Annotated in this window: 20 protein-coding genes; 6 read left to right on the forward strand and 14 right to left on the reverse strand. The window is 71.8% G+C overall.

Going from position 1 to position 25,358, the window contains the following annotated elements:
• Nucleotides 1–11 precede the first annotated feature (11 nt).
• Genes ACZ4MU_RS19385 through ACZ4MU_RS19400 form a run of 4 tightly spaced genes read right to left on the reverse strand, consistent with a single transcriptional unit; the run spans nt 12 to nt 5,411 of the window.
• Complete coding sequence (locus ACZ4MU_RS19385) at nt 12–2,411, reverse strand: beta-xylosidase/alpha-l-arabinosidase (protein WP_467877818.1); 2,400 nt, start codon at nt 2,409–2,411, stop codon at nt 12–14.
• Complete coding sequence (locus ACZ4MU_RS19390) at nt 2,408–3,226, reverse strand: carbohydrate ABC transporter permease (protein WP_467877821.1); 819 nt, start codon at nt 3,224–3,226, stop codon at nt 2,408–2,410. The genes ACZ4MU_RS19385 and ACZ4MU_RS19390 overlap by 4 nt, the downstream gene beginning before the upstream one ends.
• Complete coding sequence (locus tag ACZ4MU_RS19395) at nt 3,226–4,122, reverse strand: carbohydrate ABC transporter permease (RefSeq protein ID WP_467877824.1); 897 nt, start codon at nt 4,120–4,122, stop codon at nt 3,226–3,228. Before ACZ4MU_RS19395 ends, ACZ4MU_RS19390 begins: the two co-directional genes overlap by 1 nt.
• Entirely contained in the window at nt 4,119–5,411 is a 1,293-nt protein-coding gene (locus ACZ4MU_RS19400) for an ABC transporter substrate-binding protein (RefSeq protein ID WP_467877827.1), read from the reverse strand. Before ACZ4MU_RS19400 ends, ACZ4MU_RS19395 begins: the two co-directional genes overlap by 4 nt.
• Nucleotides 5,412–5,594: 183 nt before the next feature.
• Between ACZ4MU_RS19400 and ACZ4MU_RS19405 the strand changes: the two genes are divergently transcribed.
• Entirely contained in the window at nt 5,595–6,632 is a 1,038-nt protein-coding gene (locus ACZ4MU_RS19405) for a LacI family DNA-binding transcriptional regulator (RefSeq protein WP_467877830.1), read from the forward strand.
• 105 nt (nt 6,633–6,737) lie between these two features.
• Here ACZ4MU_RS19405 and ACZ4MU_RS19410 read toward each other — a convergent pair whose 3' ends face one another.
• The 3 genes from ACZ4MU_RS19410 to ACZ4MU_RS19420 all read right to left on the reverse strand — a co-directional run bounded on the left by ACZ4MU_RS19410 (nt 6,738) and on the right by ACZ4MU_RS19420 (nt 11,151).
• On the reverse strand, nt 6,738–8,054 hold the full coding sequence (locus tag ACZ4MU_RS19410) for a phospholipase D-like domain-containing protein (RefSeq protein WP_467877833.1): 1,317 nt from the start codon (nt 8,052–8,054) through the stop codon (nt 6,738–6,740).
• 10 nt (nt 8,055–8,064) lie between these two features.
• The gene (locus ACZ4MU_RS19415) at nt 8,065–9,258 is read right to left on the reverse strand and encodes a low temperature requirement protein A (protein WP_467877836.1); all 1,194 of its coding nucleotides are present in this window, start codon (nt 9,256–9,258) and stop codon (nt 8,065–8,067) included.
• A gap of 141 nt (nt 9,259–9,399) precedes the next feature.
• Nucleotides 9,400–11,151: an Imm49 family immunity protein gene (locus ACZ4MU_RS19420; protein WP_467877839.1), complete on the reverse strand. Its 1,752-nt coding sequence runs from the start codon at nt 11,149–11,151 to the stop codon at nt 9,400–9,402.
• Between the two features lie 165 nt (nt 11,152–11,316).
• On the opposite strand from ACZ4MU_RS19420, the gene ACZ4MU_RS19425 reads away from it, so the two are divergent.
• Nucleotides 11,317–11,559: a hypothetical protein gene (locus tag ACZ4MU_RS19425; RefSeq protein ID WP_467877842.1), complete on the forward strand. Its 243-nt coding sequence runs from the start codon at nt 11,317–11,319 to the stop codon at nt 11,557–11,559.
• A 42-nt stretch (nt 11,560–11,601) separates the two neighbouring features.
• On the opposite strand, the gene ACZ4MU_RS19430 is transcribed toward ACZ4MU_RS19425, so the two are convergent.
• Both ACZ4MU_RS19430 and ACZ4MU_RS19435 read right to left on the reverse strand, forming a co-directional pair.
• On the reverse strand, nt 11,602–13,176 hold the full coding sequence (locus ACZ4MU_RS19430) for an FAD-dependent monooxygenase (RefSeq protein WP_467877844.1): 1,575 nt from the start codon (nt 13,174–13,176) through the stop codon (nt 11,602–11,604).
• Nucleotides 13,169–13,753 carry a PadR family transcriptional regulator gene (locus tag ACZ4MU_RS19435; RefSeq protein WP_467877846.1) on the reverse strand — a complete coding sequence of 195 codons (585 nt, stop codon included), beginning with the start codon at nt 13,751–13,753 and terminating at the stop codon, nt 13,169–13,171. The genes ACZ4MU_RS19430 and ACZ4MU_RS19435 overlap by 8 nt, the downstream gene beginning before the upstream one ends.
• 271 nt (nt 13,754–14,024) lie before the next feature.
• On the opposite strand from ACZ4MU_RS19435, the gene ACZ4MU_RS19440 reads away from it, so the two are divergent.
• The 3 genes from ACZ4MU_RS19440 to ACZ4MU_RS19450 all read left to right on the forward strand — a co-directional run bounded on the left by ACZ4MU_RS19440 (nt 14,025) and on the right by ACZ4MU_RS19450 (nt 16,614).
• Entirely contained in the window at nt 14,025–14,303 is a 279-nt protein-coding gene (locus ACZ4MU_RS19440; RefSeq protein WP_467877849.1) for a polyprenyl synthetase, read from the forward strand.
• Nucleotides 14,293–15,348 carry a polyprenyl synthetase family protein gene (locus tag ACZ4MU_RS19445; RefSeq protein WP_467877852.1) on the forward strand — a complete coding sequence of 352 codons (1,056 nt, stop codon included), beginning with the start codon at nt 14,293–14,295 and terminating at the stop codon, nt 15,346–15,348. Before ACZ4MU_RS19440 ends, ACZ4MU_RS19445 begins: the two co-directional genes overlap by 11 nt.
• 105 nt (nt 15,349–15,453) lie before the next feature.
• Nucleotides 15,454–16,614 carry an oxygenase MpaB family protein gene (locus ACZ4MU_RS19450; protein ID WP_467877854.1) on the forward strand — a complete coding sequence of 387 codons (1,161 nt, stop codon included), beginning with the start codon at nt 15,454–15,456 and terminating at the stop codon, nt 16,612–16,614.
• An 18-nt stretch (nt 16,615–16,632) separates the two neighbouring features.
• Here the strand turns inward: ACZ4MU_RS19450 and ACZ4MU_RS19455 are convergent, their stop codons facing one another.
• Together ACZ4MU_RS19455 and ACZ4MU_RS19460 are read right to left on the reverse strand one after the other, a co-directional pair.
• Nucleotides 16,633–18,369, reverse strand: a complete 1,737-nt coding sequence (locus ACZ4MU_RS19455) for an MFS transporter (protein WP_467877857.1) — start codon at nt 18,367–18,369, stop codon at nt 16,633–16,635.
• A gap of 256 nt (nt 18,370–18,625) precedes the next feature.
• Nucleotides 18,626–19,969, reverse strand: a complete 1,344-nt coding sequence (locus ACZ4MU_RS19460; RefSeq protein ID WP_467877859.1) for an APC family permease — start codon at nt 19,967–19,969, stop codon at nt 18,626–18,628.
• 466 nt (nt 19,970–20,435) lie between these two features.
• On the opposite strand from ACZ4MU_RS19460, the gene ACZ4MU_RS19465 reads away from it, so the two are divergent.
• On the forward strand, nt 20,436–22,499 hold the full coding sequence (locus tag ACZ4MU_RS19465) for a glycoside hydrolase family 172 protein (RefSeq protein ID WP_467877862.1): 2,064 nt from the start codon (nt 20,436–20,438) through the stop codon (nt 22,497–22,499).
• A gap of 87 nt (nt 22,500–22,586) precedes the next feature.
• On the opposite strand, the gene ACZ4MU_RS19470 is transcribed toward ACZ4MU_RS19465, so the two are convergent.
• From ACZ4MU_RS19470 to ACZ4MU_RS19480, 3 genes are all read right to left on the reverse strand, one after another.
• Nucleotides 22,587–23,156: a HutD/Ves family protein gene (locus ACZ4MU_RS19470; RefSeq protein WP_467877865.1), complete on the reverse strand. Its 570-nt coding sequence runs from the start codon at nt 23,154–23,156 to the stop codon at nt 22,587–22,589.
• Nucleotides 23,157–23,241: 85 nt separating this feature from the next.
• The gene (locus ACZ4MU_RS19475; protein ID WP_467877869.1) at nt 23,242–24,024 is read right to left on the reverse strand and encodes an SDR family NAD(P)-dependent oxidoreductase; all 783 of its coding nucleotides are present in this window, start codon (nt 24,022–24,024) and stop codon (nt 23,242–23,244) included.
• A gap of 324 nt (nt 24,025–24,348) precedes the next feature.
• Nucleotides 24,349–25,269, reverse strand: a complete 921-nt coding sequence (locus tag ACZ4MU_RS19480; protein WP_467877871.1) for an NADP-dependent oxidoreductase — start codon at nt 25,267–25,269, stop codon at nt 24,349–24,351.
• Nucleotides 25,270–25,358 lie beyond the last annotated feature (89 nt).

Below are 25,358 nucleotides of genomic sequence, written 5' to 3' on the forward strand. Positions count from 1 at the left end.
TCGAGAGCCGTTCATGGCGGAGTGGCCCGTACGGTGATGGCCGGGTGGAGCCGGCGGGTGTGGTCGACTGGCCGTACGGGGCCGGTCAGGCGCAGCGGTACGCGGAAGCGGGCGTCGGTGCTGGAGGCGGCGATCCGCAGTTCCAGCGCGCCAGGCTCCACGATCCGGTGGCCCTCGCGACCGGTGAAGGAGGCCAGGTCGGCGGGGAGCACGAGTTCCACTCGGCACCCCGCGCCCGCCTCCAGTGCGATACGGCGGTAGCCGACCAGCCGCTGCACCGGCTGCACCACGGTGGCCACCGGATCGTGGAGGTAGAGCTGGACGACCTCGCTGCCGGTCCGGTCCCCCGTGTTCCGCAGGTCGAAGGCGAGCCGGAACGCTCCGTCCGTACCGGTTTCCGCGGTCTCGACTTCCAGCCCCCACCACGTGAACTCGCTGTAGCCGAGTCCGTGCCCGAAGGCATAGGCGGCGGTCGGGTCGGTGCTGGAGACCTCGCTCGCCTGGGCGAGCCGCGCGGCGAGATACGTCGAGGGCTGTACGCAGGGGTGTGCGGGGATACTGACCGGCAGCCGCCCGGACGGGTTGACCCGCCCGCTGAGCACGCCCGCCACGGCCTGGGTGCCCGCCTCCCCCGGGAAGAAGCACTGCACGATCGCCGCCGCCTCGCCCACCGCCCGCCCCAGCGCGTACGGCCGACCCGCCAGCAGGACGACCACGACGGGGGCGCCACGGTCCAGCAGGGCGTCCAGCAACTCGCGCTGTCGGCCCGGGAGTTCCAGGGACTCGGCGTCGCAGCCTTCGCCGCTGGTGCCGCGGCCGAAGAGCCCGGCCCGGTCTCCCAGGGCCAGCACCACCACCTCTGCCCCGTCCGCGACCCGGACGGCCTCGTCGATGCCGCTCGCGTCCTCGTCGTCGATCCCCACGCCGCGTACCGTCCGCAGCTCGCAGTTGGGAAACTCCGCCCGCAACGCCTCGCGCAGGGTGGGCAGTTCGATGCCGAGCGGCACCTTCGGATGCTGGCTCCCCACGTGTACGGGAAAGGCGTAGCAGCCCAGTACCGCGGTGGGCTCGTCGGCGTTGGGGCCGATCACCGCGATCCGGGCGGGGCGGCCCAGGGGCAGTACACCGTCGTTGCGCAGCAGCACCACGGCCTCTTCGGCGAGTTCGGCGGCGAGTGCGCGGTTGGCGGGCGGGTCGAGGTCGACGAGGCCGCGCAGCGTTTCGGGGGTGCTCGGATCGGCGTCGGCGAGGGCGTCGGGAACGGGGTCCCAGTCCGGGTCCAGCAGCCCGAGCCGGATCTTCTGGACCAGCACCCGGCGCAGCGCCCGGTCGACCAGCCGCTCCGGTACGAGACCGGAGGCGACGGCGTCGAGCAGGGGCTGCCCGAAGGTCTTCACGGTCGGCAGTTCGACGTCGACGCCGCTGCCGAGTGCCAGGGCGGCGGCCTGCGACCAGTCCTCGGCCACGCCGTGCAGGGTCTTGAGGAAGGCGATGCCGAAGTAGTCGGCGACGACCGTTCCGTCGAAGTCCCAGGTGTCCCGGAGCAGGCCCGTGAGCAGGGCCTCGTCGGCGGCAGCGGGGATACCGTCGGTGTCGGTGTAGGCGTGCATGACCGAGCCGGGGCGGCCTTCGCGCAGTGCCATCTCGAAGGGCGGCAGGATGACGTCGGCGCGCTCGCGCGGACCCATGCCGACGGGGGCGAGGTTGCGTCCGGCGCGGGAGGCGGAGTACCCGGCGAAGTGCTTGAGGGTGGCGACGACGCCGGCCGACTCCAGACCCTGTACGTAGGCGGTGGCGATGGTGCCGACCAGGTACGGGTCCTCGCCGATGGTCTCCTCCACCCGCCCCCAGCGGGCGTCGCGCACCACGTCGAGGACGGGCGCAAGACCCTGGTGCACGCCGACGGCCCGCAGGTCGCGGCCGATCGCGGCGGCCATCCGGCGCACCAGCGCCGGGTCGAAGGCGGCGCCCCAGGAGAGGGGTACGGGGTAGGCGGTGGCGCCCCAGGCGGCGAAGCCCGCCAGGCACTCCTCGTGGGCGAGGGCGGGGATGCCGAAACGGTTGGCGGCGGCGATCCGGCGCTGCGAGCGCAGCAGCGAGAGCGCGCCCAGCGCCGGGTCGACCGGCGCCGTGCCGAACGGCCGGGTCACCTGTCCGAGCCCGTAGGGCAGCAGTGCGTCGAGGTCGGGCGGCTCCTCCATCTCGTGCTGGTGCGGGGCGACGTCGCCGCCCTCGTCGCTCGCGCCCGCCCAGACGCCGACCAGCTGGGCGGCCTTCTCCGGCAGGGTCATCGCCGCGATGAGGGCGTCGGCCCGGGCCTCCGGGCCGAGCCCGGTGTCCCGCCAGGCGGGAACGCCGTCCGGGGCGGCTGTCGCGGTGGTGTCGCGGTCGGGGTTCAGGGTGCCGCTCATTTTCCTCCCACGCCCGTCAGACCCTGGACCAGGGCGCGGCGGGCGAACAGGTAGACGACGAAGATGGGAAGCATGGACAGCACCACGGCGCTGAGCAGTCCGGGTACGTCGACGCCGTGCTCGGTCTGGAACTCGTACAGGCCGAGGGTGATGACCTTGGTGGATTCGGACTGCGTGAGGATCAGCGGGAACAGGAAGCCGTTCCACGCCTGGAGGGCGGCGAAGACCACGATGGAGGACAGGCCGCCCCTGGACAGCGGCAGCACCAGCTGCCGGAAGACCCGGGCCGGTGAGGCCCCGTCCATCGCCATCGCCTCGTACAGCTCGGGGCCGATGTCACGCATCGACCCGGTGAGGACGAGGGTGCAGACCGGGAGGCAGAAGGCGGCGGTCGGCAGGATGACGCCGATGAGGTGGTCGTACAGCCCGGCCTTGCTGATCAGGTAGAACATCGGCACGATCACCGCCTGGGCGGGGATCGCCAGGCCCAGCAGGAACAGCCGGAACACCCAGCCGGTGGCCCGGCCCCGGGCTCGTACGATGGCGTACGCGAGCGGGGGGACGACCAGGAGCACGATCGCCACCACGCTGGCGGTGACGGTGAAGGTGTTGAGGAAGTCCTGGCCGAAGCCGTTGGACAGGTCGGTGAGGTAGTTGCGCACGGTCCACTGGTCGGGCGTGCTGAGCGGGCCCTTGGTGGAGTAGTCGGCGCGGGTGCGCACGGTGGCGAGTACCAGCACGTAGAGCGGCAGGCCGACCAGCAGCAACCAGACCAACGAGCCCAGACCGGCGAGGTAGTTGGGGCGCCCGCGCATCACAGCCCCTCCGTCGTGCCGCGCATCCGGTCGTAGCCGGAGAACTTGACCACGGCCAATGAGATGAGGGTGGCGACGGCGACCAGAACCAGGGCGATGGCCGACGCGGCGCCGAAGTCGTAGCTCTTGAAGGCCTTTTGGTACATGTAGTAGGCGCTCACCGTGGTGTCGGTGCCGGGGCCGCCCTGGGTGATGATGAGCACCGTGTCGAAGGTGGTGAGGCCGCCGACGACCATCAGGACCGTCGAGGTGATGATGCTGTTGCGCAGTTGCGGCAGCGTGATGTGGAAGAACTGCCGTACGGTGCCCGCGCCGTCGACCGCGGCGGCCTGGTAGAGGACCTGGGGGATGGCGCGGGCGCCGCCCTGGTAGATCAGGGCGTGCAGGGGAGTGAACTGCCACACGCCCACGAAGGTGAGGACCGCGAGGGCGCCGCTGCGGCTGCCGAGCAGGTTGCCGTCGCCGAAGAGCCAGGTCAGCTGGGAGGGCACGCCGAAGTTGGGGTCCAGGACGGCGCGCCACACCACGGACACGGCGGTCGCCGACAGCAGCAGCGGCACGAAGTAGATCGCGGAGAGCACGGCCCGGTTGCGCTGATGTCCGGCGGCCCAGACGCCGAGGAGCAGGCTGACCGGCGTCTGGGTGACCACACCGAGGCCGGTGAGCAGCAGGGTGGTCCCGACCGACTGGGTCATCACCGGGTCGTGGACCAGCGCGGTCCAGTTGGCCAGGCCGTTGAAGTGCGGATCGCTGATGCCGTCCCAGCTGGTGAAGGAGAGCACGGCGACCAGGACGAGCGGCAGGATCGCGAAGAGCAGGAAGAACACCGCGGCGGGCGCCGCCCATACGAAGCCGGGGCGGCTGACGCCCGTACCGGCCTTCGCGGCGGCCCTCATGAAGCGGGCAAGGCCTGCATGGCCTTGATGAATCCGTCGGCGTCGAGCTTGCCGTCGAAGAACCGCTGGACGGCGGTGCGCATCGGGGTGGACGCGCTCGGCGGGTACGCCTGGTCCCAGGAGAGCTGGAACGCGGGGGCGGCCTTGACCAGCTCGTACTGGTACTTGGAGTACGCGGGACTGGCCGACTTGTCCAGGAAGTCGACGGTGTTGACGGTGGTGGGCAGGTTGCCGATGGCGAGCTGGGCTTTGACGAACTCCTCGGAGTACATCAGTTTGAGGAACGCGGCGGCGGCCTCCGGGTGCTTGGTCTTCTTCAGGATCGAGTAGAAGTTGTTGGTGTTGCCCACCACGTCGGCCGGGTCGCCCTTGCCCCCGCTCACGGCCGGGAAGCCGGTGTAGCCGAGGCCGGTCCTGGCGAAGTCCGGGTTGGCGTCCTGCTGGGTGGAGTAGTACCAGGAGCCCATCAGCTCGAAGGCGGCCCGGCCCCTGGCCACCAGCGCCGGGGAGCCGCCGTCGGTGAACTTCACGGAGTCGAAGGTACGGCCGAAGGCGCCGGAGTCGGCCAGCTGCCGGAGGGCGGCCAGTGCCCTGCGGCTGTCCTCGCTCGCCCAGGCGGCCCGGTCGCCGCTGACGGCCCGGGAGAACAGGCCGGGCCCGGCTATGCGGTCGTAGAGGTACTCGAACCACATCAGGGTGGGCCACTGGTCGGCGCCGCCGAGCGCGATCGGGGTGATGCCCTTGGCCTTGAGCGTCCTGGTGGCGGCCATCAGCTCGTCCCAGGTCCGCGGCGGGGTCAGACCGGCGTCGGCGAGCACCTTCTTGTTGTGGAACAGCAGCACCGGCTGGGTGCCGCGCATCGGCACGCCGTACGGTTTGCCGTCCACGACGGCCGAGTTGAACACCGAGGGCAGGAAGTTGCTCTTCAGACCCGGGTCCTTGGCGATGAAGTCGTCCAGCGGCAGCAGCAGTCCGGCCTTGACGAAGGGCTGGATGGACCCGCCGCCCCAGTTGAAGAAGACGTCCGGCGCGTGCGAGGTGTTGATGACGGTCTGCAACTTCTGCTGGTAGTCCGCGCCGGGGACGGTGTCGAGCACCACCTTGACCTTGGAGGTCTTGTTGAAGGTCTCGGCCATCTGTTTCTCGATCTTGTTGGCGGCGTCGCCGTAGACCATCACGTGAATCGTCCCGGACCCGGCGTCGGAGGACGCGTCGCCCGAACCGCATGCCGCGGTCGATCCGAGGACAAGTGCGGTGGTGGCGGCCAGCGCGGCACGTCTCAGTCCCATACCCCTACCCCTCATTCGAATGTTGCGGAAGTATTGGCGAATGTTGCGGGGACCCTAGGACCGGCTGTTCCGGCTCGTCAAGGGTTCCGGCGGGATCCGTTCCGAGCGGGCGAGCGGCTAGCATCCGTGCCGTCGGCCACCCACAGCGCAGCTCGCCCAGCGGGGCAGGGCAGGAGGAAAGACGTGAAGAGAGCGGCGACACTCGCTGAAATCGCACACGAGGCGGGGGTTTCCGCTCCGACTGTTTCGAAGGTCCTCAACGGCCGGGCCGACGTCGCCCCGGCCACCCGGGAGCGGGTGGAGGAGCTGCTGCGCCGGCACGGCTACCGGCGCCGGCGCGGCACCCAGGCGAGCCCGCTGCTCGAACTGGTCTTCCACGAGCTGGAGAGCGTCTGGGCGATGGAAGTGATCCGCGGCGTCGAGAACGTGGCGCGCACCGAGGGCCTGAGCATCGTCCTGTCGGAATCCTCCGGACGGCTCACCCCCGGCCAGTCCTGGGTGGACGGGGTGCTCGCCCGCCGCCCCACCGGTGTGCTCCTGGTCCTGTCCGGTCTGGACCGCTCCCAGCGGGAACAGCTCGCGGGCCGCGACATCCCGTTCGTCGTGCTCGACCCGGCCGGCGACCCCGGCCAGGAGGTGCCCGCCGTCGGCACCACCAACTGGGACGGCGGCCTGGCCGCCACCCGCCATCTGCTCGACCTCGGCCACCGCCGGATCGCCCTGATCGGCGGCCCGGGCCACATGATGTGCAGCCGCGCCCGGGCCGACGGCTACCGCGCGGCCCTCGACATGGCGGGCATCGCCTACGACCCGGAGCTGGTCCGCGAGGGCGACTTCCACCACGAGGCCGGGCACCGGATCGGACGCGAGCTGCTGCACCTGCCCGACCGGCCGACCGCCGTGTTCGCCGGGAACGACCTCCAGGCCCTCGGGCTCTACGAGGCGGCCCGCGAGCTGGGCCTTCGCGTTCCCGAGGACCTCAGCGTGGTCGGCTTCGACGACCTGCCGCTGGCCCGCTGGGTCGGCCCGCCGCTCACCACCGTCCGCCAGCCGCTGACCGAGATGGCCGAGGTCGCGGCGCGCATGGTGATCGACCTCGCCCGGGGCACCCGCCCCGGCAGCCGCCGGGTGGACCTCGCGACCAGCCTGGTCGAGCGCTCCAGTACGGCTCCGCCTCAGAGGCAACCCCGGACGGTTGACGGAGCATCAGCCCGGCTCTAGGGTCGGCGCCAGGAACGCGGGAGAATCGCGGACAGTTTCGAAACTTTCGAAGAGGCGAAGAGGCGGTGACGTACGCGATGTTCCGCCGTTAGGGGGCCGCGTGGGTCAGCCGGCGGACCCGGCGCGGATCATCTGCTGGTCGGCCAGTGCGCGCTGGGCGCGGAAGTTGTCGCGGTATGCGTCGTGGACCACCGCGTCGTCGTACTTGAGGAGCGCCTCGTCGTTCGTCGTCAGCGCGCTCTTGGTGTACGGGTGGCTGCCGGTGAAGACGATCTTCTGATCGGCCTTGCCCAGGTACGTTCCGTCGATCAAAAGGTACTTGGAGTGCGTGGCCATCGCGTTCCGCGTCGCCGGGTCGCCATCGCCGTCGTCCGCGTCGTCCAGGCGGTGCAGGGAGATCCCGCCGAACCTGGTCGGCCGGGACAGCTGGTCGGCGATCGCGGACCCGGCCCCCTCGACGTCGAGGTAGCGGTAGACGATGTCGACGTAGCAGCCCGCGTCGTCGAGCTCCCACAGCTTCTTGGCGACCTCGGGCCGGGTGATCTGGTGCATGGCGACCCGGACGACGGTGCGGCCGTCCTCGGTGCCGTGGCCCGGGGAGTTCCCGTAGCAGGCGGGCTGCCCGTTCACGGGGTTGTCGACGGTGTTGAGGATGTTGAGGACCGGGTCGGAGGCGGCCCGGGGGAAGAAGTACGCCTTCGCGTTGCCCGCCGGGTACTCCGTCGGATAGTCGGCCACCTGCGCCTTCGTCCCGGCCTGCGCACGGGCGAGGTCGTCGAAGTAGCCGGCGTACGCGGCGTACAGCGCGGTGTTGCCCGCCACGGTCAGCGCGTCGTTGAAGGCGTGCTGCCGGTCCCAGGGGGTCTGGTTGGCCGATGTCTGTACGACCACGTCGTCGACCGGGACCGTGCCCGTGCCGCTGCCGGTGGTACGGGAGAAGAGCACGAACTTGTTGTGGTTGACGCCGTGGAAGGAGTCGCTTGGGTTCGGGTCCTTGGCGAGGCACGCCTGGTTCTCCGCGCAGACCCGTACCCATGAAGTGCCGGAGCCCGGAGCGGGCTTGAGGCCTTCGACGAGCTTCGGATACGTGACCTTGCCCGCCCAGTGCAGCAGGCTCTCGTTGTCCAGGACGACCTGGACGTTCACACCGCGCCGGTGGGCGGCCGTGAGTCGGGCCGCGAGGTAGTCCGAGCCGAGCACGTACATCGACATCTTGACGTCCGAGCCGCTCGGGGCCCCGTCGACGAGCCGGGCTATGTGCCCGAACACCGCGTCCTGGGCGGCGGTGTCGCCCGCCGGGTTGTTGAACACCGCGCCGGTGGTGACGAGCGGCGCCGGATCGGCGACGGCGGAGGTGGGAGCGGCCGCGAACAGGGCTGATGCCCCCAGCGCCAGGGCGAGCAGGGGTCGGGTCTTCTTCATGCCGCACACCTTACGCAGCCGCGGCGCCTGCCCCGTCGCCGCGCGGGCAGGGCGCCCAGCGTGCTTCGGCGAGCAGCATCGCGACCAGGACGAGCACCAGGGCGAACAGCTCGGTCAGGGACGAAAGCCGCGTCCCGAGCGGGATCGTGGCGAGGGCGGCCACGGCGCCGGCCGCGCGGAAGCACAGGGGCGGGATGTGCAGCACCGCGCGGAAGGCGACGTTTCCCGCGAGGAAGAGCGCCACACCGCCCGCCAACGCGACGGCGGGCGCGGCGGACAGGTGGTCCGGGAGGTGCCCGATGGACTTCTTCACCCCGGCCGCGAGCACCGCGACGCCGAGCAGCATCGGTACGAAGCAGTAGTAGTACGCGAGCATCGTCACCCGGAACCTGGCCAACCCCGACACGGCCCGCAACGCCTCCTCGGCGGCCTCCTCGTCGCGGATGAAGTAGGTCCACCACAGCGCGGTCGCCAGGGCGAGGGCGAGCGCCGCACCGCCGAACAGACCCCAGTCCAGCGTGAGTTCGTCGGAGCCGACGCCGATGGCGATCACGGACTCGCCGAACGCGACGATCAGGAGCAGCCCGTGCCGCTCCACGAAGTGCGCCGGGTCGAGCGCGCCGACGCGGCCGGTCACCGGGACGCGCTCGCCGTCCACTTCGGTGGTGACGCGGCTGGAGAGGAGGGGGGTGATGGCCTGCAGGATCAGCGCGGTCAGCCAGAGAGCCTCGGCGGCCCGGCCGTTGACGGTGCCCGCCGCCGTGACGCACAGCGCGGCGAGCACGTTGGTGAACGCGAAGCTGAGGACGTGCCGCCCGTGCAGGAGGGCGTACAGGGCCCCGTGGACCACGGTCACCAGGAGGTAGCCGAGACCGAACGCGACGCCGTCCGTGGTGAACACCCGGGGGATGGCCAGAGCACAGGTGAGGAAGCCGCACATGCCGAGGATCAGCGGGATCCGGCGGGCGTTGGTCTCGGGCGGCACCTGGTTGGTGAGGTAGGCGTAGGCGCCGTACATCCAGAACAGAACGGCGAAGATGAGCAGGACCCGGCCCGTCTGGGCGAAGGACAGGTCGTGGGTGAGCAGCACGGTCAGCTGTGTGATCGTGAAGACGAAGACGAGGTCGAAGAAGAGCTCCAGGGTGGAGACCCGGCGCCCAGCGGCGCTCTCGGTCGCCCCGCCCGTGCCGTCGACGGCAGACATACGTTCCCCCAACAGGCATGTCGTTCCCATGTGCGCCGACACACTAGCCGAGCGGATCACCGCTGCTGCGTCCTGTAGGTGTCCTCCGGCTTCACCCTGTCGGACGGCACCCCCGCCGTGCCTCGTCACCGGGACCTTCCGCTAGAAGGGCTGAGCGGCCCGTAGGAGATCCTGCGGAAGGTACGGGGATACGACGCGGATGTCCCAGCCGCGGCGGCGGGCGTGGCAGGCCAGGGCGAGGATGTCCAGGTCGATCGAGGCGTCCGGATCGTCGGCGCGGTCGGCGACCTGGTAGTGGTCGCGGTGGGCTTCGAGCGCGTCGGCCAGAGCCAGGTTGAAGCTCTCCTCGTCGCCCTCCACGAGCTGCGACAGCAGCACGGCCGGCGGCATGGCGAAGCCCCAGTCCGCGGCCTTCTCCGCCTGCCGCAGGGCCCGCTCCGCCGCCGGTTCGGGGTCGGCGCCCTTCAGGTAGGCATGGAGGGCTTCGCGGTACGCGGCGAAGGCGGAGCCGTCCGGGCGGGCGAACGCGGGGCCGGTGAGGACAAGGGGCGCCAGGTCTTCGCGTACGCCGGTGATGAGGGCGAAGGCCGTCGCCTTCTGCCAGTAGCCCGCTCCGGCCTCCTCGCCCCGCTTGGCCGGGTAACGCAGGACACGGCCGTCAATGGTCACCTCGACCTCGGTACCCGGCTCCGCCAGGGCGATACGGAACAGGGCCGCGCCCATCCCGGAGGCCAGCCGAAGGTTCGCGAGCTGGGCATCGGTGACGCCGCCGGGGTTGCCCGCGCGCCACTTGAAAAGGCGCTCCTGGTCATCCAGGACGCTGCCGAGCCGCCAGACGGCGAGGGGTTCCCCGTCGGCCGGGGCGAACGCCTCCCGGAGGCTCTCCTCGTACATCGCCTCGATCCGCGGACTCACCGCCCAGTCCGGGTCCGGCCGCTCCACCACCAGCGGACCGGCGGCGAGCGCGGCCACCGCGTCCGGCCGCCGGTCGCGGCCGAAGCCCGCCACCCGCGGGCCGAGGCTTTCGAAGCCGGTGACCAGTGCGTGCGGGAGGTAGTCGGTGCGGACGGCGGGCGACCAGCCCAGGGTCCGGTACGCCAGCGAGGCGAGGGCCAGGGGGACGAGCGGGAGCAGGGTGCTCGGGGAGGCCGTCGGCCCCTGCAGGGCGGCGTGCCCGGCCAGGAGATCGGCCAGCTCGGCGTCGAAGGCCTCCCGGTCCGCCGCCGCCAGGGCGCGCAACGCGCGCAGCGCCGTGCTGTCCGGCCGGTCAAGGAGGGGTTCGCCGCTCTCCTCCGCACGGATGCGGACGCGGTCCAGGGCCGCGTCGACGGCCGCGAGCCTGGCCCCCGCGCTCGGCGGGTACTCCTCGTCGTCACCGGTGTCGTGCAGGACCACGGCCGTCAGCCCCGTCGCGAGCTCGCCGACAGGCGTTCCCCGGGTCCGCGCGGCGAACTTCTCCCGGGCGAAGTGGAAGGCCTCGCCGTGCCACTTGGCCTTGTCCCGCAGAACCGCCAGGCAGAGTGCGTGTATCCATTCGGCGGGCGTGACGCTCTCCGCGGGCTCGTCGTCGCCCGCGTCGTAGCTCATGCCGAAGTTCACGTACTCCAGGAAGACCTGGAAGCCGCAGTGCGGGTGGTACGCCGCGTAGGCGACGGCGCCGACCGCTGCCTCGGTGGCGTCCTTGAGGGCGGCCCTGGCCTCCGAGGTGTCGAGGGCGGGCGTCTCGACGGAGAGGGCGCCCAGGTAGGCGAGGAACTCGTCGGCGATCGCCTGCCACTCGTAGGTGGTCATCCGGCCGGCCCGCGACATCGACCGCACCAGTCCCCCGATACGGTTCGTGAAGTCCTCGCGTGCCGCCGACACGGCGGGTCCGCCGACCTGGTGACGCTCCATCCGCACTGCCCTGCTCCTTGATCGAATCCCTGCGGACAGCCTAAACGCGGGGTCTGACAAGGCCTGCTGCTCCGGGCGCGAGCGCCCTGGCCGGGGCTCCACGGGTGATGCGTTGTGGGTACGTGCACGCTCATACCCCGTTGAATCGCGGGCAGTTGACCAACCATGAACCTTCCGAAACCGGCCAAGTACGCGCTTCTGCTCCTCCTGGCGTTCGTGGCCGAGGTGCTGTATCTGCACTTCGGCAGGGATCACGGCTGGGGCGGCTCCCTGCTCATCGGTTTGATCCTGGCCCCCGTCCTGGTGGCCGTGTGGAAGTTCCGGGACTGGTACATGGGCCGTGCCCGAAGGGCCGGCCGGAACCAGCGCGAGGCCTACGAAGAGCGCAAGCGCGCGCGTGGCGTGTGAGCAGGGGTACGGGAGAGACGGGGCGGCAGCCCACGCGGTGCCTCACCGGCGGCCCGAGCCCCCGTATTCGGCCGCCGGGTCTCCGAACCAGTGCACGAGGGCCTCGCGCAACTCCTGCGCGGCCGCCTCCACCGGCATGGACGCCGCACCGATCCACGCCGCGTGCCCGTCCGGGCGGACGAGGATCGCCTGAGCGTGCTCCATGTGCCGCGGGTGGGTACGGGCGGTGGTGACCCGGTCCGCCCACGGACGGGCGTCAGCGCAGAGGGCGGCCACGCCTGCCGTCCCGCCGAGCAGCAAGGCACCCCCGGCCGTGCGGGCGAGCAGTGCCGTGAGGCTGTCCTCGCCGTGCGGGCCCAGCGGGATGTCCGGGACGAACCGCCCTGCCCACGGGTGCCGGAGATCCCCGGAGGCGGGGTAACGGGTGCCGACACCCGTGATCGTTTCGGCCAGGGGCCCCGCCGTCTCCTCGGACCCGGCCAGCTCGCCGAGCAGATCGCGGATGGGCGCCAGACGGTCGTCCTCCCCGTCCGCCTCGCCGAGCACCGTCTGTACGCGGGTGTTGCGCAGCAGGCGTTCACCGGCCGTATGGCGCTCGTCGTGGTACGTGTCGAGCAGGCTGTCCGGCGCCTGCCCCCGCGCCACCAGGGCGAGCTTCCAGCCGAGGTTGACGGCGTCGTCGATCGCCGCGTTGACGCCGATGGCACCGGCCGGAGGGTGGATGTGGGCGGCGTCCCCGGCGAGGAGCACCCGGCCCGCCCGGAACCGTTCGGCGAGCCGTGCCGCGTCCCCGAACCGGGTCAGCCAGAGCGCCTCGGCGATCTCGGCGCGACGGCCCAACGCGTCGTCGACCGCGCGCTGGAAGGCGGGGAGCGGTACCGGCTCGTGCGGGTCCGCGGGCGGTGCCGGGTCGGCGGTGACCAGACGGACGTGACCGGGGCGCGGGATCGCGAACACCGCGCGGCCGTCGGGCCCCGTGTGCGGGCCGAACGCGAGGGCCGACGGGTCGGCGAGCACCACGTCGCCGAGCAGGGTGAACTTCCGTGCGGGCGTTCCGGGGAAGCCGATTCCGGCCGCCTTCCGTACCGTACCGCGGCCACCGTCGCAGCCCACCAGCCATCGGCAGCGCACGAGGGACGGGCCGTCCGCGCCGTCCACCTCGGCCGTCACGCCGTCGCCGTCCTGCCTCAGCCCGGTGAGACGTCGGCCGCGCTCGACGCGCGCTCCCGCTTCCACGGCCCACTCGGCGAGCAGCTCCTCCACCCGGGTCTGGGGGATGCCGAGGACGTAGGGGTGTCGTGTGCGCATGGCGGCGAGGTCGAGGCGGGAAGCACCGACGAACACGGTCGTGGACACCGTAGGCCCCTCGGCGAGGAGGCGGGCGCCAAGACCCCGGCGGTCGAGCAGCTCCAGGCTCCGGGCGTTGAGGTTGAACCCGCGGCAGAAGCCCGGCGGTACGGGCTCGCGCTCCAGAACCAGGGCCCGCACCCCCGCGCACCCCAGCTCCCCGGCGAGCGTGAGCCCGGCGGGCCCCGCGCCGGCTATCAGGACGTCGACATCGCCATCGACGGCCGCGCCCCCGCCCCCTCCCCCGCCCTTCGCTACGGTGTCACCCACCGTGCGCCACCTCGGGCCACGTCAGCGTCCCGCGCTCGATCTCGTCGGCGGTGCGCTCCACCCAGGCCAGCTCGGCATGTGCCATGGCGGCGGCGTACTCGGCCTCGATGACGAACAGGCGCGGCGCGTTGTGGTCCTCGCGGGCCGCGCGGTAGGCCTCGGCGCCCTCCGCGATCTGCGCCCGCAGCGCGGTGGCCCGCGCCCGCAGCGCCTCTGCGGCACGGACGCGGCCCAGCGCGCCGAGGTAGCCGACGGCGGAGAGGAACCGCGGGTACTCCGGCGTGGGTTCTCGGATCAGTTCGTCCAGCCAGCCGGTGAAGCCCTCCCGCCCGGCGGCGGTGTGGCGGTACACGGTGCGGGCCGGGCGGTTGCCGACCTGCTCGGTGCCGTCCGCCTCGATCCACCCGTCCCGCGCGAGCGCGCGGACGGTGTCGTACAGCGATCCGGTCGTCAGCTTGAACGCGCGCTCCATACCGCGCTCGCGGAGCGTACGGGCCATGGCATGGGGATGCGAGGGCCGCTCGATCAGCAGCCCGAGCACGGCGAGGGCGAGCGTGTTGGCGGGGCGTTTCGGCATTTGTCGCCGGTCTACGGACGGTTGAGGGGTACTCATGGGGAGCTCCAGGGCATCGGCCATCCCTTACTCGCTACAGATTACTCGGATCCGAGTAATAAGCCACCCCAGGTGATGCGCCCGAGCGTCGAACTTCCGATCCGTACGGGCGAGCGATGCGCTCACCCGATCGTGAGTTCTTCCGCCTCCGCACCCCGGGCGACGGGATCCTCGGGGGGACGGTGTGCGAACCATGCCGTCCGAATATGCCGCGGACGGGGCCTGGGGAGACGGTATGACGCACGGAGCACAACGGCGTGACGGCCTGGACGGTCAGGCGGTGTTGCTGGCCGCCGGGCTGGCCGACCTGGCGGTGAGCACGCTGGGCACGGCCCTGGGGACGGTTCGGGGGTTGCTGCGCCGCTCGGACACCGCGGAGGTGGCGGCGGAAGCGGAACACGACCTCGTCGCACGCGGACGCCTCGTGCTGGACCGGTACGCGTCCGTGCCCCCCGCCCATCTGGAGATCCTGGCCCGCCACGTCCTGGCCGGCAAGGGCGTCGATGACATCTGACCAGTGGGGTACGGCGACGTTCAAGACCCGCGTCGACGACGTACTGCACCGGTTCGTCGCGCAGGAGGCCGACGGCTTCGCGGCCATCGACCCGGCTCTCGGTCCGGTGGCCCAGCAGCTTGAGACGGCGGTCGCGGAGGGCAAACGGCTGCGGGCGGCGTTCTGCTACTGGGGATGGCGTGCGGTGGGGCAGCCGGACAGCGACGCCCTGGTGCGGGCGGCGGCCTCCATGGAGCTGGTGCACGCCGCCGCGGTCGTGCACGACGACCTCATCGACGACAGCCCGCTACGGCACGGGCGCCCCACGGCGCACACCGCCCTGCGCGGTGCCGTGGAGCGGCACCCGGACACGGACGCCACCGCGCGGTCGCTGGCCATGCTGGTCGGGGACCTGCTGATGTCCCTGGCCGGGCAGCTCTTCGCCACCTGCGGTCTGCCCGCCGCGTACGTCGCGCGGGCCCGCCCGCTGTGGTCGGTGATGGCACGGGAGCTGATCGCGGGCGAATGCCTGGAGCTGCTGCGCACCGGGGAGCCTCCCGACACCGCGGTGTCGCTGAAGGTGATCCGCTACAAGACCGCCAAGTACACCGTCGAGCAGCCCCTGTTGATCGGCGGCGCCCTGGCCGGAGCAGGCGCCAGGCTGCGCGAGGGCTACTCCACGTACGGGCTGCCGCTCGGCGAGGCGTTCCAGCTCCGGGACGACCTGCTCGGCCTGTTCGGCGACCCGGGACGCACGGGCAAGGCCAACGTCGACGACGTGCGCGCCCGACGGCCCACGGCCCTGCTGGCCGAGACATGGCGCCTCGCCGACGACGGCGAACGGGCATCGCTGAGCGCCTTGCTGGGCCGCCCCGACCTGAGCGGGCCGGATCTGGACGCGGTCCGCGAGGTCATGCACCGGCTGGGGGCTCCGGAGCAGATCGAGAACATGATCGGAGCGCGTGTCGAGGAAGCTCTGGACGCCCTCCACGACCTGGACGTACCGGCGCAGGCCGTCGCCGCCCTCACCGCGCTCGCCCACTCGGCGGCCGTCCGGCTGTCCTGACCACATGGTCCGCGCGCCCGGCCCCCGCACCCGACGCTTCGCCACACGCACCTGTTCGTCCGCCCCTCCCCTCGTCGACGACCCGTTGGAAGAAGGAAGCCCGCCATGACGTACACCGAGGCATCCATGTCCGCTCTCCGCCAGGCGGGTGACGAACTCGCCGACGCCACCGTGGCGACACTCTTCGAACGCGGGGAGGTGGGCAAGTTCAACACCCTGATGCGGTACGTCTCCACCGTCGGCGCTCCGCTCCCCGAGGGCCTGCCCGATGTCGCCCGCGAATACCTGGAGGCCACCCGGACGGCGCCGGCGTGGGTCGACTGGGAGGAGATGGAGAGGGCCCGGCTGTTCTTCATCGACAACAACGTGCACATCTCCACCGCGCTGTCCTTCGCCTCCATGCCCGCGTGCTATCTCGTACCGCGCGTCGCGAAGCTCCTGTCGGCCACTCACGGGCTGAAGTACCCCTCCAAACGCATGGCGGAGACGGGGCAGTTCACCGTCTACCTGATGCAGCCCAACGCCTTCGAGGCCGGCAGCCGCTTCATCCCCGCCGCCCAGAAGGTCCGCCTCCTGCACGCGTCCATCCGCCACCACCTGGCCCGCGAGAACCTGTGGGACGCGGAGACCGACGGGACGCCCATCTGCCAGGAGGACATGATCGGCGGGCAGATGTTCTTCTCGCTGCTCGTCCTGGACAGCCTGCACCGCCTGGGCATCCACATGTCGACGCAGGGCGCGGACGCGTACTACTACGCCTGGCGCGTCGTCGGTGCGATGCTCGGCGTCGACCAGGACGCCGTGCCCAAGACCCTCGACGAGGCCCGCCGTTTCCTCGACCTGTACATGGTCCGGTACATGGGGCCCTCACCGGAGGGCACCCTCCTGACCCGCCAGCTCATCGACCTCTACGAAGAGGTCGTGCCCGGCACCTTCTTCGACCCGATCGTCTCCGCCCTCATCCGCCACCTCATCGGCGACACCTGCGCCGACTGGCTCCAGGTACCCCGCACCCGGTGGGACACCGTCGTGAAGACCGTTCCCCACCTGCTCGGCATCCTGGAGACCATCGAGGACCGCTCCCCGCTCGGCGCCTGGGCCCTGGACCGGCTCGGCCACCTCACCTCTGTCCTGGAGCTGTCCTCCCTCACCCGTGGACGCGTCATGCACTACGCCATCCCGGACACGCTGAAGAAGGATTACGACATCTCCAGCGCGGCTCCCCCCAACCAGCGCTGGACACCACCGGCCGCCACGGTCTCCTGACGCGGCGTCCGCCCGGGCCTACGCCACGGGCGTGGCCAGGGCCAGGTCCACCGTGACCCGGCCTTCGCCCCCGTGGTGGGTGGCCGACGACGCCAGGGGCGCGTGGCCCGCGGCCGTCGCGGCGAGGACGTAGGGGCCGTCCTGCGGAACGGCCACCGCGTACCGTCCGTTCTCGTCGGTGCGCGCGGAGCCCGCCTGGCGGCCGTGGCGGTCGATCAGCGTGACCCTGGCGTGGGCGACGGGTGCTCCGGTGGCGCCGATGACGCGGCCGTGGAAGGCGGCCGACGCCTCGGTGGCCCGTGCGAGCGCCGCGTCCTCCTCGCTGCTGGCCCGCAGCTGGGGCCTGGCGGCGGGACGGCCCTTGGGCAGGAAGACGGCGAACACCAGCCCGCCGAGGACCGCGGCCGTCGCGATCAGGAAGGACACGCGGAAGCCGTGCATGGTCGGGAGCGTGACCGGGCCGAAGTCCTGCGACGTGTTGGCGAGGACCATGCCGATGACGGCGCTCGACACCGACGTACCGATCGAGCGCATCAGGGTGTTGAGACCGTTGGCGGCGCCCGTCTCGGACGGGTCGACCGCGCCGACGATCAGCGCGGGCAGCGAGGAGTAGGCGAGGCCGATGCCCGCGCCGACGACGACCGCGATGACGGTGGTCTGCCAGGCCGCGCTCATCAGTCCGAGCCCCGCCCCGTACCCGACCGCGATGATCAGCATGCCGAGGATGAGGGTGGTCTTGGGGCCGTACTTGGCCGAGAGGCGTGCGTAGACCGGCGCGGTGAGCATCATGGTCAGGCCGAGCGGAGCCACGCACAGACCGGCGACGACCATCGACTGGCCGAGGCCGTAGCCGGTGGCCGACGGAAGCTGGAGAAGCTGCGGGAGCACGAGCGAGATGGCGTAGAAGGCGACGCCGACCATCATGGAGGCGAGGTTGGTGAGCAGCACCTCGCGCCGGGCGGTGGTGCGCAGGTTCACCAGGGGCGCCTTGACGCGCAGCTCCATCACGCCCCACAGGACGAGCACCACGACCGCCGCGCCGAGCAGGCCGAGCGTGGTGGCCGATCCCCATCCCCAGTCGCTGCCCTTGGTGATCGGGAGCAGCAGCAGGATCAGCCCCGCGGAGAGGCCGAGCGCGCCGAGCACGTCGAAGGTTCCCCCGGCCTTGACCGTGCTCTCGGGGACGACGAGGAGGGTGAGCACGATGGCCACCACGCCCAGGCCCGCGGAGCCGAAGAAGAGGGCGTGCCAGTTCGTGTGCTGGGCGACCAGGGCCGCGAGCGGCAGCGCGAGTCCGCCGCCGACGCCGATGGAGGAGCTCATGAGGGCCATCGCCGAGCCGAGCTTCTCGCGGGGCAGCTCGTCGCGCATCAGACCGATGCCGAGCGGGATGGCGCCCATGGCGAAGCCCTGGAGGGCCCGGCCGACGATCATCACGAGGAGTTCGCTGGTGAAACCGGCGATCAGCGAGCCGACGACCATGATGGCGAGGCTGGTCAGCAGCATGCGGCGCTTGCCGTACAGGTCGCCGAGGCGCCCCATGATGGGCGTGGCCACGGCGCCGGCGAGCAGGGTCGAGGTCATCACCCAGGTGGCGTTGGAGGGTGAGGTGCTGAGCAGTTCGGGCAGGTCCTTGATGACGGGCACGAGCAGCGTCTGCATCACCGCGACCGTGATGCCGGCGAAAGCGAGTACGGGGACGACACCGCGTATGCCGCGCGGCGCGGCCTGCTGGTCGGTCGTCGGCTGGGACATGACGGGGCCTCCGGAGGCGGCAGGTCGGCGGCGGCACCCTGGGCTGGGTACGTGTGAGTCGAACCTGTTTCCCGAGGCGACTATTCCGATGAGGCCGGATGATGTGCGCGGAAGCCAGAATCTTGACCTGGATGGGAGACCCTTGACCTGTTCATTACCGTGATCGGCGGGGCGCGGGCTTGTGCGGCGGCCGCGGTCGGCACGGTTACCGGGCCCCTGTTCTCCCTCGGCCCCGCTCTCCGCGGGGCTCCGCTTCCTACGGGGCCGTCGCCGTGCGGCGGGAGACCGCGGTGGAGACGAAACCGAGGGCTCCGCCCGCCGCAAGCAGGATGAGGCCGCGCAGCCACACCCCGCTCTCGATCTGCGTGGCCAACAGGACGCAGGAGAGGGCCCCCAGGACGGGGATCGCGGCCGGGGCGCGGAAGTGGTCCGCGTGGCCCGAGTGGTCACGGCGGCGCAGGACCAGGACCGCGGTGTTGACCGTGAAGAACACCACCAGCAACAGGAGCACCAGGGTCGCGGCCAACGCCTCGATGTCGCCCGTGAGCGCGAGTAGCAGGGACAGCGCCGTCGTGGTGGCGATCGCGGCCCACGGCGTGCGGCGCCGGGGCAGTACCCGGGTGAGGAACGCCGGCAGCAGTCGTTCCCGCGCCATACCGAAGGCGAGGCGGGAGCACATGATGCCGGTGAGCAGCGCTCCGTTCGCGACCGCGACCAGGGCGATGGCCGAGAACAGCCACTCGGGCACGGAGCCGACCGCACGCACGACTTCCAGGAGCGGGCCGTCCGAGCCCGCCAGAACACCGGTGGGCACGGCGGCCGAGGCGGCCGCGCCGACCCCCGCGTAGACCAGCCCTGCGGTGCCGAGGGCGCCGAAGAGCGCTCGCGGGTAGGCGCGGCGGGCGTCGCGGGTCTCCTCGGCGACGTTCACGGACGTCTCGAAGCCCACGAAGGAGTAGTACGCGAGCACCGCCCCGCTGAGCGCGGCGGACACCGGGCCGCTCTCGGGCGTGCCGAGCTGCACCAGCCGTCCCGGGTCACCCTCACCGCGGACGACGACGAGCCACACGCCGAGGCCGATGATCAGGAGCAAGCCGCCGGCCTCGATGACCGTGGCGACCACGTTGGCGCGGGTGGACTCGCTGATGCCCCGGGCGTTGAGCAGGGCCAGAGCGGCCAGGAACAGAACGGCGACCAGCGCCACGGGCAGGTCCACGAAAGCGGTGAGATAGGTGCCGCCGAAACCTCGTGCCAGCGCGGCGACCGAGACGATCCCTGCCGCCAGCATGCAGAACCCGGCGAAGAAGCCGACGAAAGGACCGTACGCGAGCGTCGCGTAGTACGAGGCTCCACCCGCCCGGGGGTACTTCGTGGCCAGCTCGGCGTAGGAGGCCGCGGTCAGCAGCGCGAGGCAGAGGGCCACGGCCAGCGGGACCCACACCGCTCCGCCGGACTTCGCCGCCACCTGCCCGATGAGCACGTAGACGCCCGCGCCCAGGACGTCGCCCAGGATGAAGAAGTACAGCAGGCGCGTTCCGAGAACCCGCTTGAACGGGGCTTCGGACGCGTCGGCCGACGGTCGCTCTGTCTGCGTGGTCACGTCTGTGCTCGGGCTTTCTTCTCGCGTCGGGAGGGACCCCCGGGAGCGGGGCGTGTGCCCGGACGGCACCGCGGGTCACGTCGGGCCGGGGCTGCCTTGCCGTATGACCGCGAAGGCCCGCGGGCAAACCTGGGCCATGGTCCCGGGCCGCCGGGCTCCCCCGGTCCGACGCGCGCCCCTCCCCCGCCCGGCGTCATATCCACCCGCGCCGAGCCGCGACCCGCCACCGCCGTCGTGGTCGGCACGCTCGTCGTCGACGCCGTGCAGACGCAAGGCCGGACCGCGGTGCACCAGGACTCGCCGTGGTGAGGTCACCCGCCGCAGCGTTTTCCCCGGGCACACTGTCACCCGCTGGCATGTCACGCGGCCGTGGCTCCCGCCGCGCCTGGCGCAGGCGCACCTCGGGACGCTCCATGCCCATGTTCTGGAGGTCGGCATGAAGTGTGCCAGTTGGTCTTCCCGCGCGATGGCGATCGCTCTCGCGGTCGTCCTGGCACTGCTGCCGGCGTACGCGGAGGCCACCGCAGAGAGCGCGCAGACGGCACCGAACACCCTGGCTCCCGGTACCCAGGGACCGGTGGGGTGGGACAGTCTGCGCCGTCTCGACCGTCTCCCCGATCTTCCCTCGGGCGTGCGGACCCTGCAGTTCTCCAGCTTCGACCGGGCCGGAGGCAACGCCCAGGACGGTTTCTTCGGCACCTACTCATGTCTGCGCACCAACCCCGGCGGTGGCTGCGTGATCGCGGAGCACCGAGGGGCGGGCGAGATCGGATCCCTCTGGTTCACCCGCGACGAGGGCGATGTGACCCGCACCGGCACCCTCACCATCGAGCTCGACGGGAAGAAGGTCCTGGACGCGCCCCTTCAGGATGTGGTGAACGGACGGCTCGGCGCGCCCTTCGCGCCTCCCCTGGTGGCCAACGCCGACGCGTCGTCGGGCGGGGTTCTCATCGAAGTGCCCATGCCGTTCCGCGAATCCATGCGCGTCACCACCCAGCACAATCCGCTCTTCTACCACGTGTCGTACCGCTCCTTCGCCGATGCCGACGGGATCACCACCTTCGACGCCCACGACACCGCCCAGGATGTCGTCGCCGTCCTCAAAGCGGCCGGAACCCGCGATCCCAAGCCCGCCCTTCCAGGAACCCGTACCACCACCCAGGCGCTGAAGCTCGCCCCGGGCGCCACCCAGACGCTCGCCACCTCCCTCACGCCCGGACTCCTCACCGCCCTGGAGTTCCGCGTTCCGCAGGTGTCCGGCGCCGCCACGCAACGGGGGGCGGAGAGCGGCCGGATCCGCCGGGGCGGCGGTCGCACCGCGCCGGCGGCCGGCCGGGCGCTGCTCACCGGTCTGCGTCTGCTGATCTCGTTCGACGGGCAGCGCACGGTCGACGCCCCGCTCGGCGAGTTCTTCGGCGCGGGGCAGGCCATGGCACCAGTGCGGGCCCTTATGTTCGCCACCGATCCCCAGACGCAGACTTTCCGCGCCTGGTGGCCCATGCCCTTCACGACCCAGGCACACGTACAGCTCCACAACGGCACCGACATCCCGGTCACCGCGGGCAGCGCCTCGGTGAGCACGGCTCCCTCCCCCGCCCACGCCCAGGCCGTGCGGACGAGATCCGAGGGCCGCTTCCACGCCCTGTCCCACGCCGGACCGACCGTTCCCGGTACGAGCTGGTCCTTCCTGAACACGCAGGGCCGGGGCAAGTTCGTCGGCGTCAGCCACAGCATGCAGGGCGACACGGACCGTACCTACCTGGAGGGCGACGAACGGGTGTACGTCGACGGGGCACGCACCCCCCAGATCCACGGCACCGGGACCGAGGACTTCTATCAGAGCGGCTGGTACTTCAACCACGGCCCCTACACCCTGCCGTTCAACGGAAATCCCGGCCACCTCACCGCCTCGTCGGGCTGCGCGGCCGGGCGTGACTGCACCGACGCCTACCGCCTCCAGCTCCACGACTCGGTCGCCTTCACCCAGTCGATCGACTACACGATCGAACACGGCCCCATGAACGACCGTCAGGCCGACTACTCCTCCACCGCGTTCTGGTACGGCACTCCCACCCCCGCCTCGTCCACGAGCGACGTCGTGCGTCTGGGGGATGCCGCCAGCGAAGCGACTCACCGCTACACGTCCGGCGCCGCGAGCCCCCTCCCTGTAGTGGACTCCGCCTTCGAGGGCGACGCCCGTACGCCTACGCGGCTGCGCGCCCCGACCCGGGCCACCCGCACGCCCGTGACCTTCACCCTGGCCGTCGACCCCCGCAATCACGGTGTCGAGCTGCGGCGCACCTCCGACCAGCAACAGGCGCCGCAGCAAGCGGAGATCAGCGTCGACGGGCGCCGACTGGGCGACTGGTACCAGCCCCTCGCCAACACCGACCGGCGCTGGCTCGACGACACGTACCAACTGCCCGCCGCTGTCACTCGCGGCCGAAGCCTGCTGACCGTGACGCTCACCCCGGCACCGAACGGGGCCCCCTGGTCCGCCGCGTCGTACGAGGCCCGCAGTCTGATCTGAACGTGCCACCCGGGCAGGCCGGAACCGGCCGCCCGTGCGGGGAAGCCGGTTGCGGCGGTTTCCGACGGATCCGTGTCGGTCCCGGCGTCACCCCGCCGGCACGACATCCGCCCACAGCGCGGCGGCGTCGGGCGAGAGCGGTGCGACGTATGCTGCGGCCGCATCGTCGTCTCCGTCCCACCACACGCCCTGACCGGCTGTCAGGACGGGCCCACCCGCCTCCGGCTGCCAGCGGCCGGACAGCACGTACAGCACGCCGGAGCGTCCCGGGTGCAGGGCGACGGGCTCGATGACCCGGTCCACCCTTGCCGTCCAATGCCCGCGCCTCGCCATGAGGTTGAGCACCCGGCAGGGGCCGCCCGGCAGTTCGGCGGTGAGGGCGAGATCGCCGGAGAACGCGAACGGCTCCCCCGCACGCGCCAGCAGCCGGTCGAACGCACCGGGGGACGTCAGGCGCACCCCGTCCCCCGTGAGCAGGGTGAGTGTCCGGTCCACGCCCGCGAACGCCGAGAACGGGCCGCCCCGGGTGATGTCGGCGACGCTCGCGCGCCAACCGAACTCCTCGGTGTCCGAAGGCCGGGAGGTGATCTCCCTGGTCGTACCGCCGCCGTTGCGCCAGCGGCCCGCGGGCAGTGTCTCTACAGCGAAGTGGTGCATAGGGGGGTGGGCTCCTGGGCCGACGAGCGGGGTCGATGTGGGGGGCGATGTGGGGGGGCGATGTGGGGGGGGGCGAGGTGCGGGGTCAGGTCCTCAGATAGGAGGCCCCGTTGACGTCGAGTACGGTGCCCGAGCTCCACATGGCCTGCGGGGAGGCCAGGTACAGCACGGCCGCCGCGATCTCGCTCGGGTCGGCGACGCGCCCGAAGGGGCTCTGGGCCCGGATGTCCTCCCCTTCGGCTCCCTCCAGACGGCCCGCCACCCGCTCGGTGGCGACGAACCCGGGGGCGACGGACGCCACGGCGATACCGTGCGGGGCGAGGGAGACCGCGAGGGACTGGCCCAGGGCGTGCAGGGCGGCTTTCGTGGCCCCGTAGGCGGGGTGGTCCGGCTCGCCGCGGAAGGCGCCGCGCGAGCCGATGTTGACGATCCGCCCTTCCCGGCCCGCCTCGATCATCCGGCTCGCCACCCGGTGGCTGAGGTGGGCGGGACCGAGGAGGTTCACGTCGACGGTCTGCCGCCAGGCCTGCTGCCACTGCTCGTACGGGGTCTGCGCGAGAGGGTGGGCCACCATCACGGCGGCGTTGTTGACCAGGATGTCCACTCCGTCGAGCGCCTCCTCGGCCCGGGCCGCCAGTTCCTCGACGGCGTCCGGGTCCGCGAGGTCCGCGGCGAGGAGGACGTGTCCCTGCCCCTCCAGCGCGGCGAGGGTCTTCTCGGCGTCCGGCCCGGAGGTGGAGCAGTGGACGGCCACCCGGTCGCCGCCCCGGGCGAAGGCGGCGGCCACGGCCCGGCCGATGCCCCGCGAGGCTCCGGTGACCAGGACGCCCCGGCCGGTGCTGGGCAGTTTCGTCACGGTCCGGTCCATCGCGGATCCCTCTCGTCGGTGCCGGCGGCGGGCCGCCGTCCGTGGTGCCGTCGAGCCGAGCCTACTGAGCATGATCAAGATCTGTGAAGGCCTGGTCCGGACGGCGAAGGACGGCGTCGCCGGGCCCAACCCGGTGGGCAGCACCATGGCAGCAGCTCTCGCCCGGCCGGGGCAGCACACGCGTGGGAGCACACGCGTAGGACCGCCGCCCTGCCGCCGACCCGTCGGAGTGACGTTGGTCGGCGCAGGACGGCGGTCCCGGGCATCGCGTACGCGAGATACCTGCCGTCGCGTACCGGCAATCCCGTCGTCGCGTACGCGAGATCAGACGGTCAGGACGATCTTGCCCCGGGTCCGGCCTTCCTGGTTCAGACGCCAGGCCTCCGCGGCCTCGGCGAGCGGGAAGGTCCGCTCGACGTGCACCGTGAGCTTTCCGGCGTCCGCGAGCCGTGCGAGCTCGGCGAGGTCCTCGGTGTCCGGACGCACCCAGAGCGAGTGCCCGCCCTGCTCCACCGCGGCCTGGTCGGCGATGGACACGATGCGCTCGCGCTGCTTGAGCAGGGACTGCGACAGATCGACCACACCGCCCCCGACGAAGTCGAGCGCCGCGTCCACACCCTCGGGCGCCAGCGCGCGTACGCGGTCCTCCAGGCCGTCCCCGTACGTCACCGGCTCGGCGCCGAGCCCGCGCAGGAACTCGTGGTTGCGCTCGCTCGCGGTGCCGATCACCCGGGCGCCGAGGGCCACCAGGATCTGCACGGCGAACGCTCCGACACCGCCGGCGGCGGCGTGCACCAGCACCGTCTCGCCCGCCTTCACCCCGGCCCGGTGGACCGACTGGTAGGCGGTCAGCCCCGCCAGCGGTACCCCGGCCGCCTCTTCCCAGCTCAGCGCGGCGGGCTTGCGCGCCACGGAGCGTACCGGCGCGGCGACGAGCTCGGCGTAGGCGCCCTTCTCCACCCAGTCCTTGCGCACGTAGCCGAAGACCTCGTCGCCCACCTGGTACTCGGGCACGTCCAGGCCGACCGCTTCCACCACGCCCGCGACGTCCCATCCCGGGATCAGCGGGAAAGCGGCTTCCATGATCGGATCGAGATACCCGGCGGCCAGTTTCCAGTCGACCGGATTGACCGCGGCCGCCTTCACCCTGATCAGGACCTCGCCGGGCGCCACCTTCGGATCGGGGAGGTCCACCAGGCGCAGGTCGTCAGCAGAGCCGTACTTCTCCAGAACAATTGCCTTCATGACCAGGACGAACACCGGTCAGCGCCCCCTGATTCCCGGAAGAACGAGATACACCCGGAAGGCCGCGTCTCCCGTGGACCTGACTCGTC

The sequence above is a fragment of the Streptomyces sp. NPDC026377 genome (genome assembly GCF_055567715.1).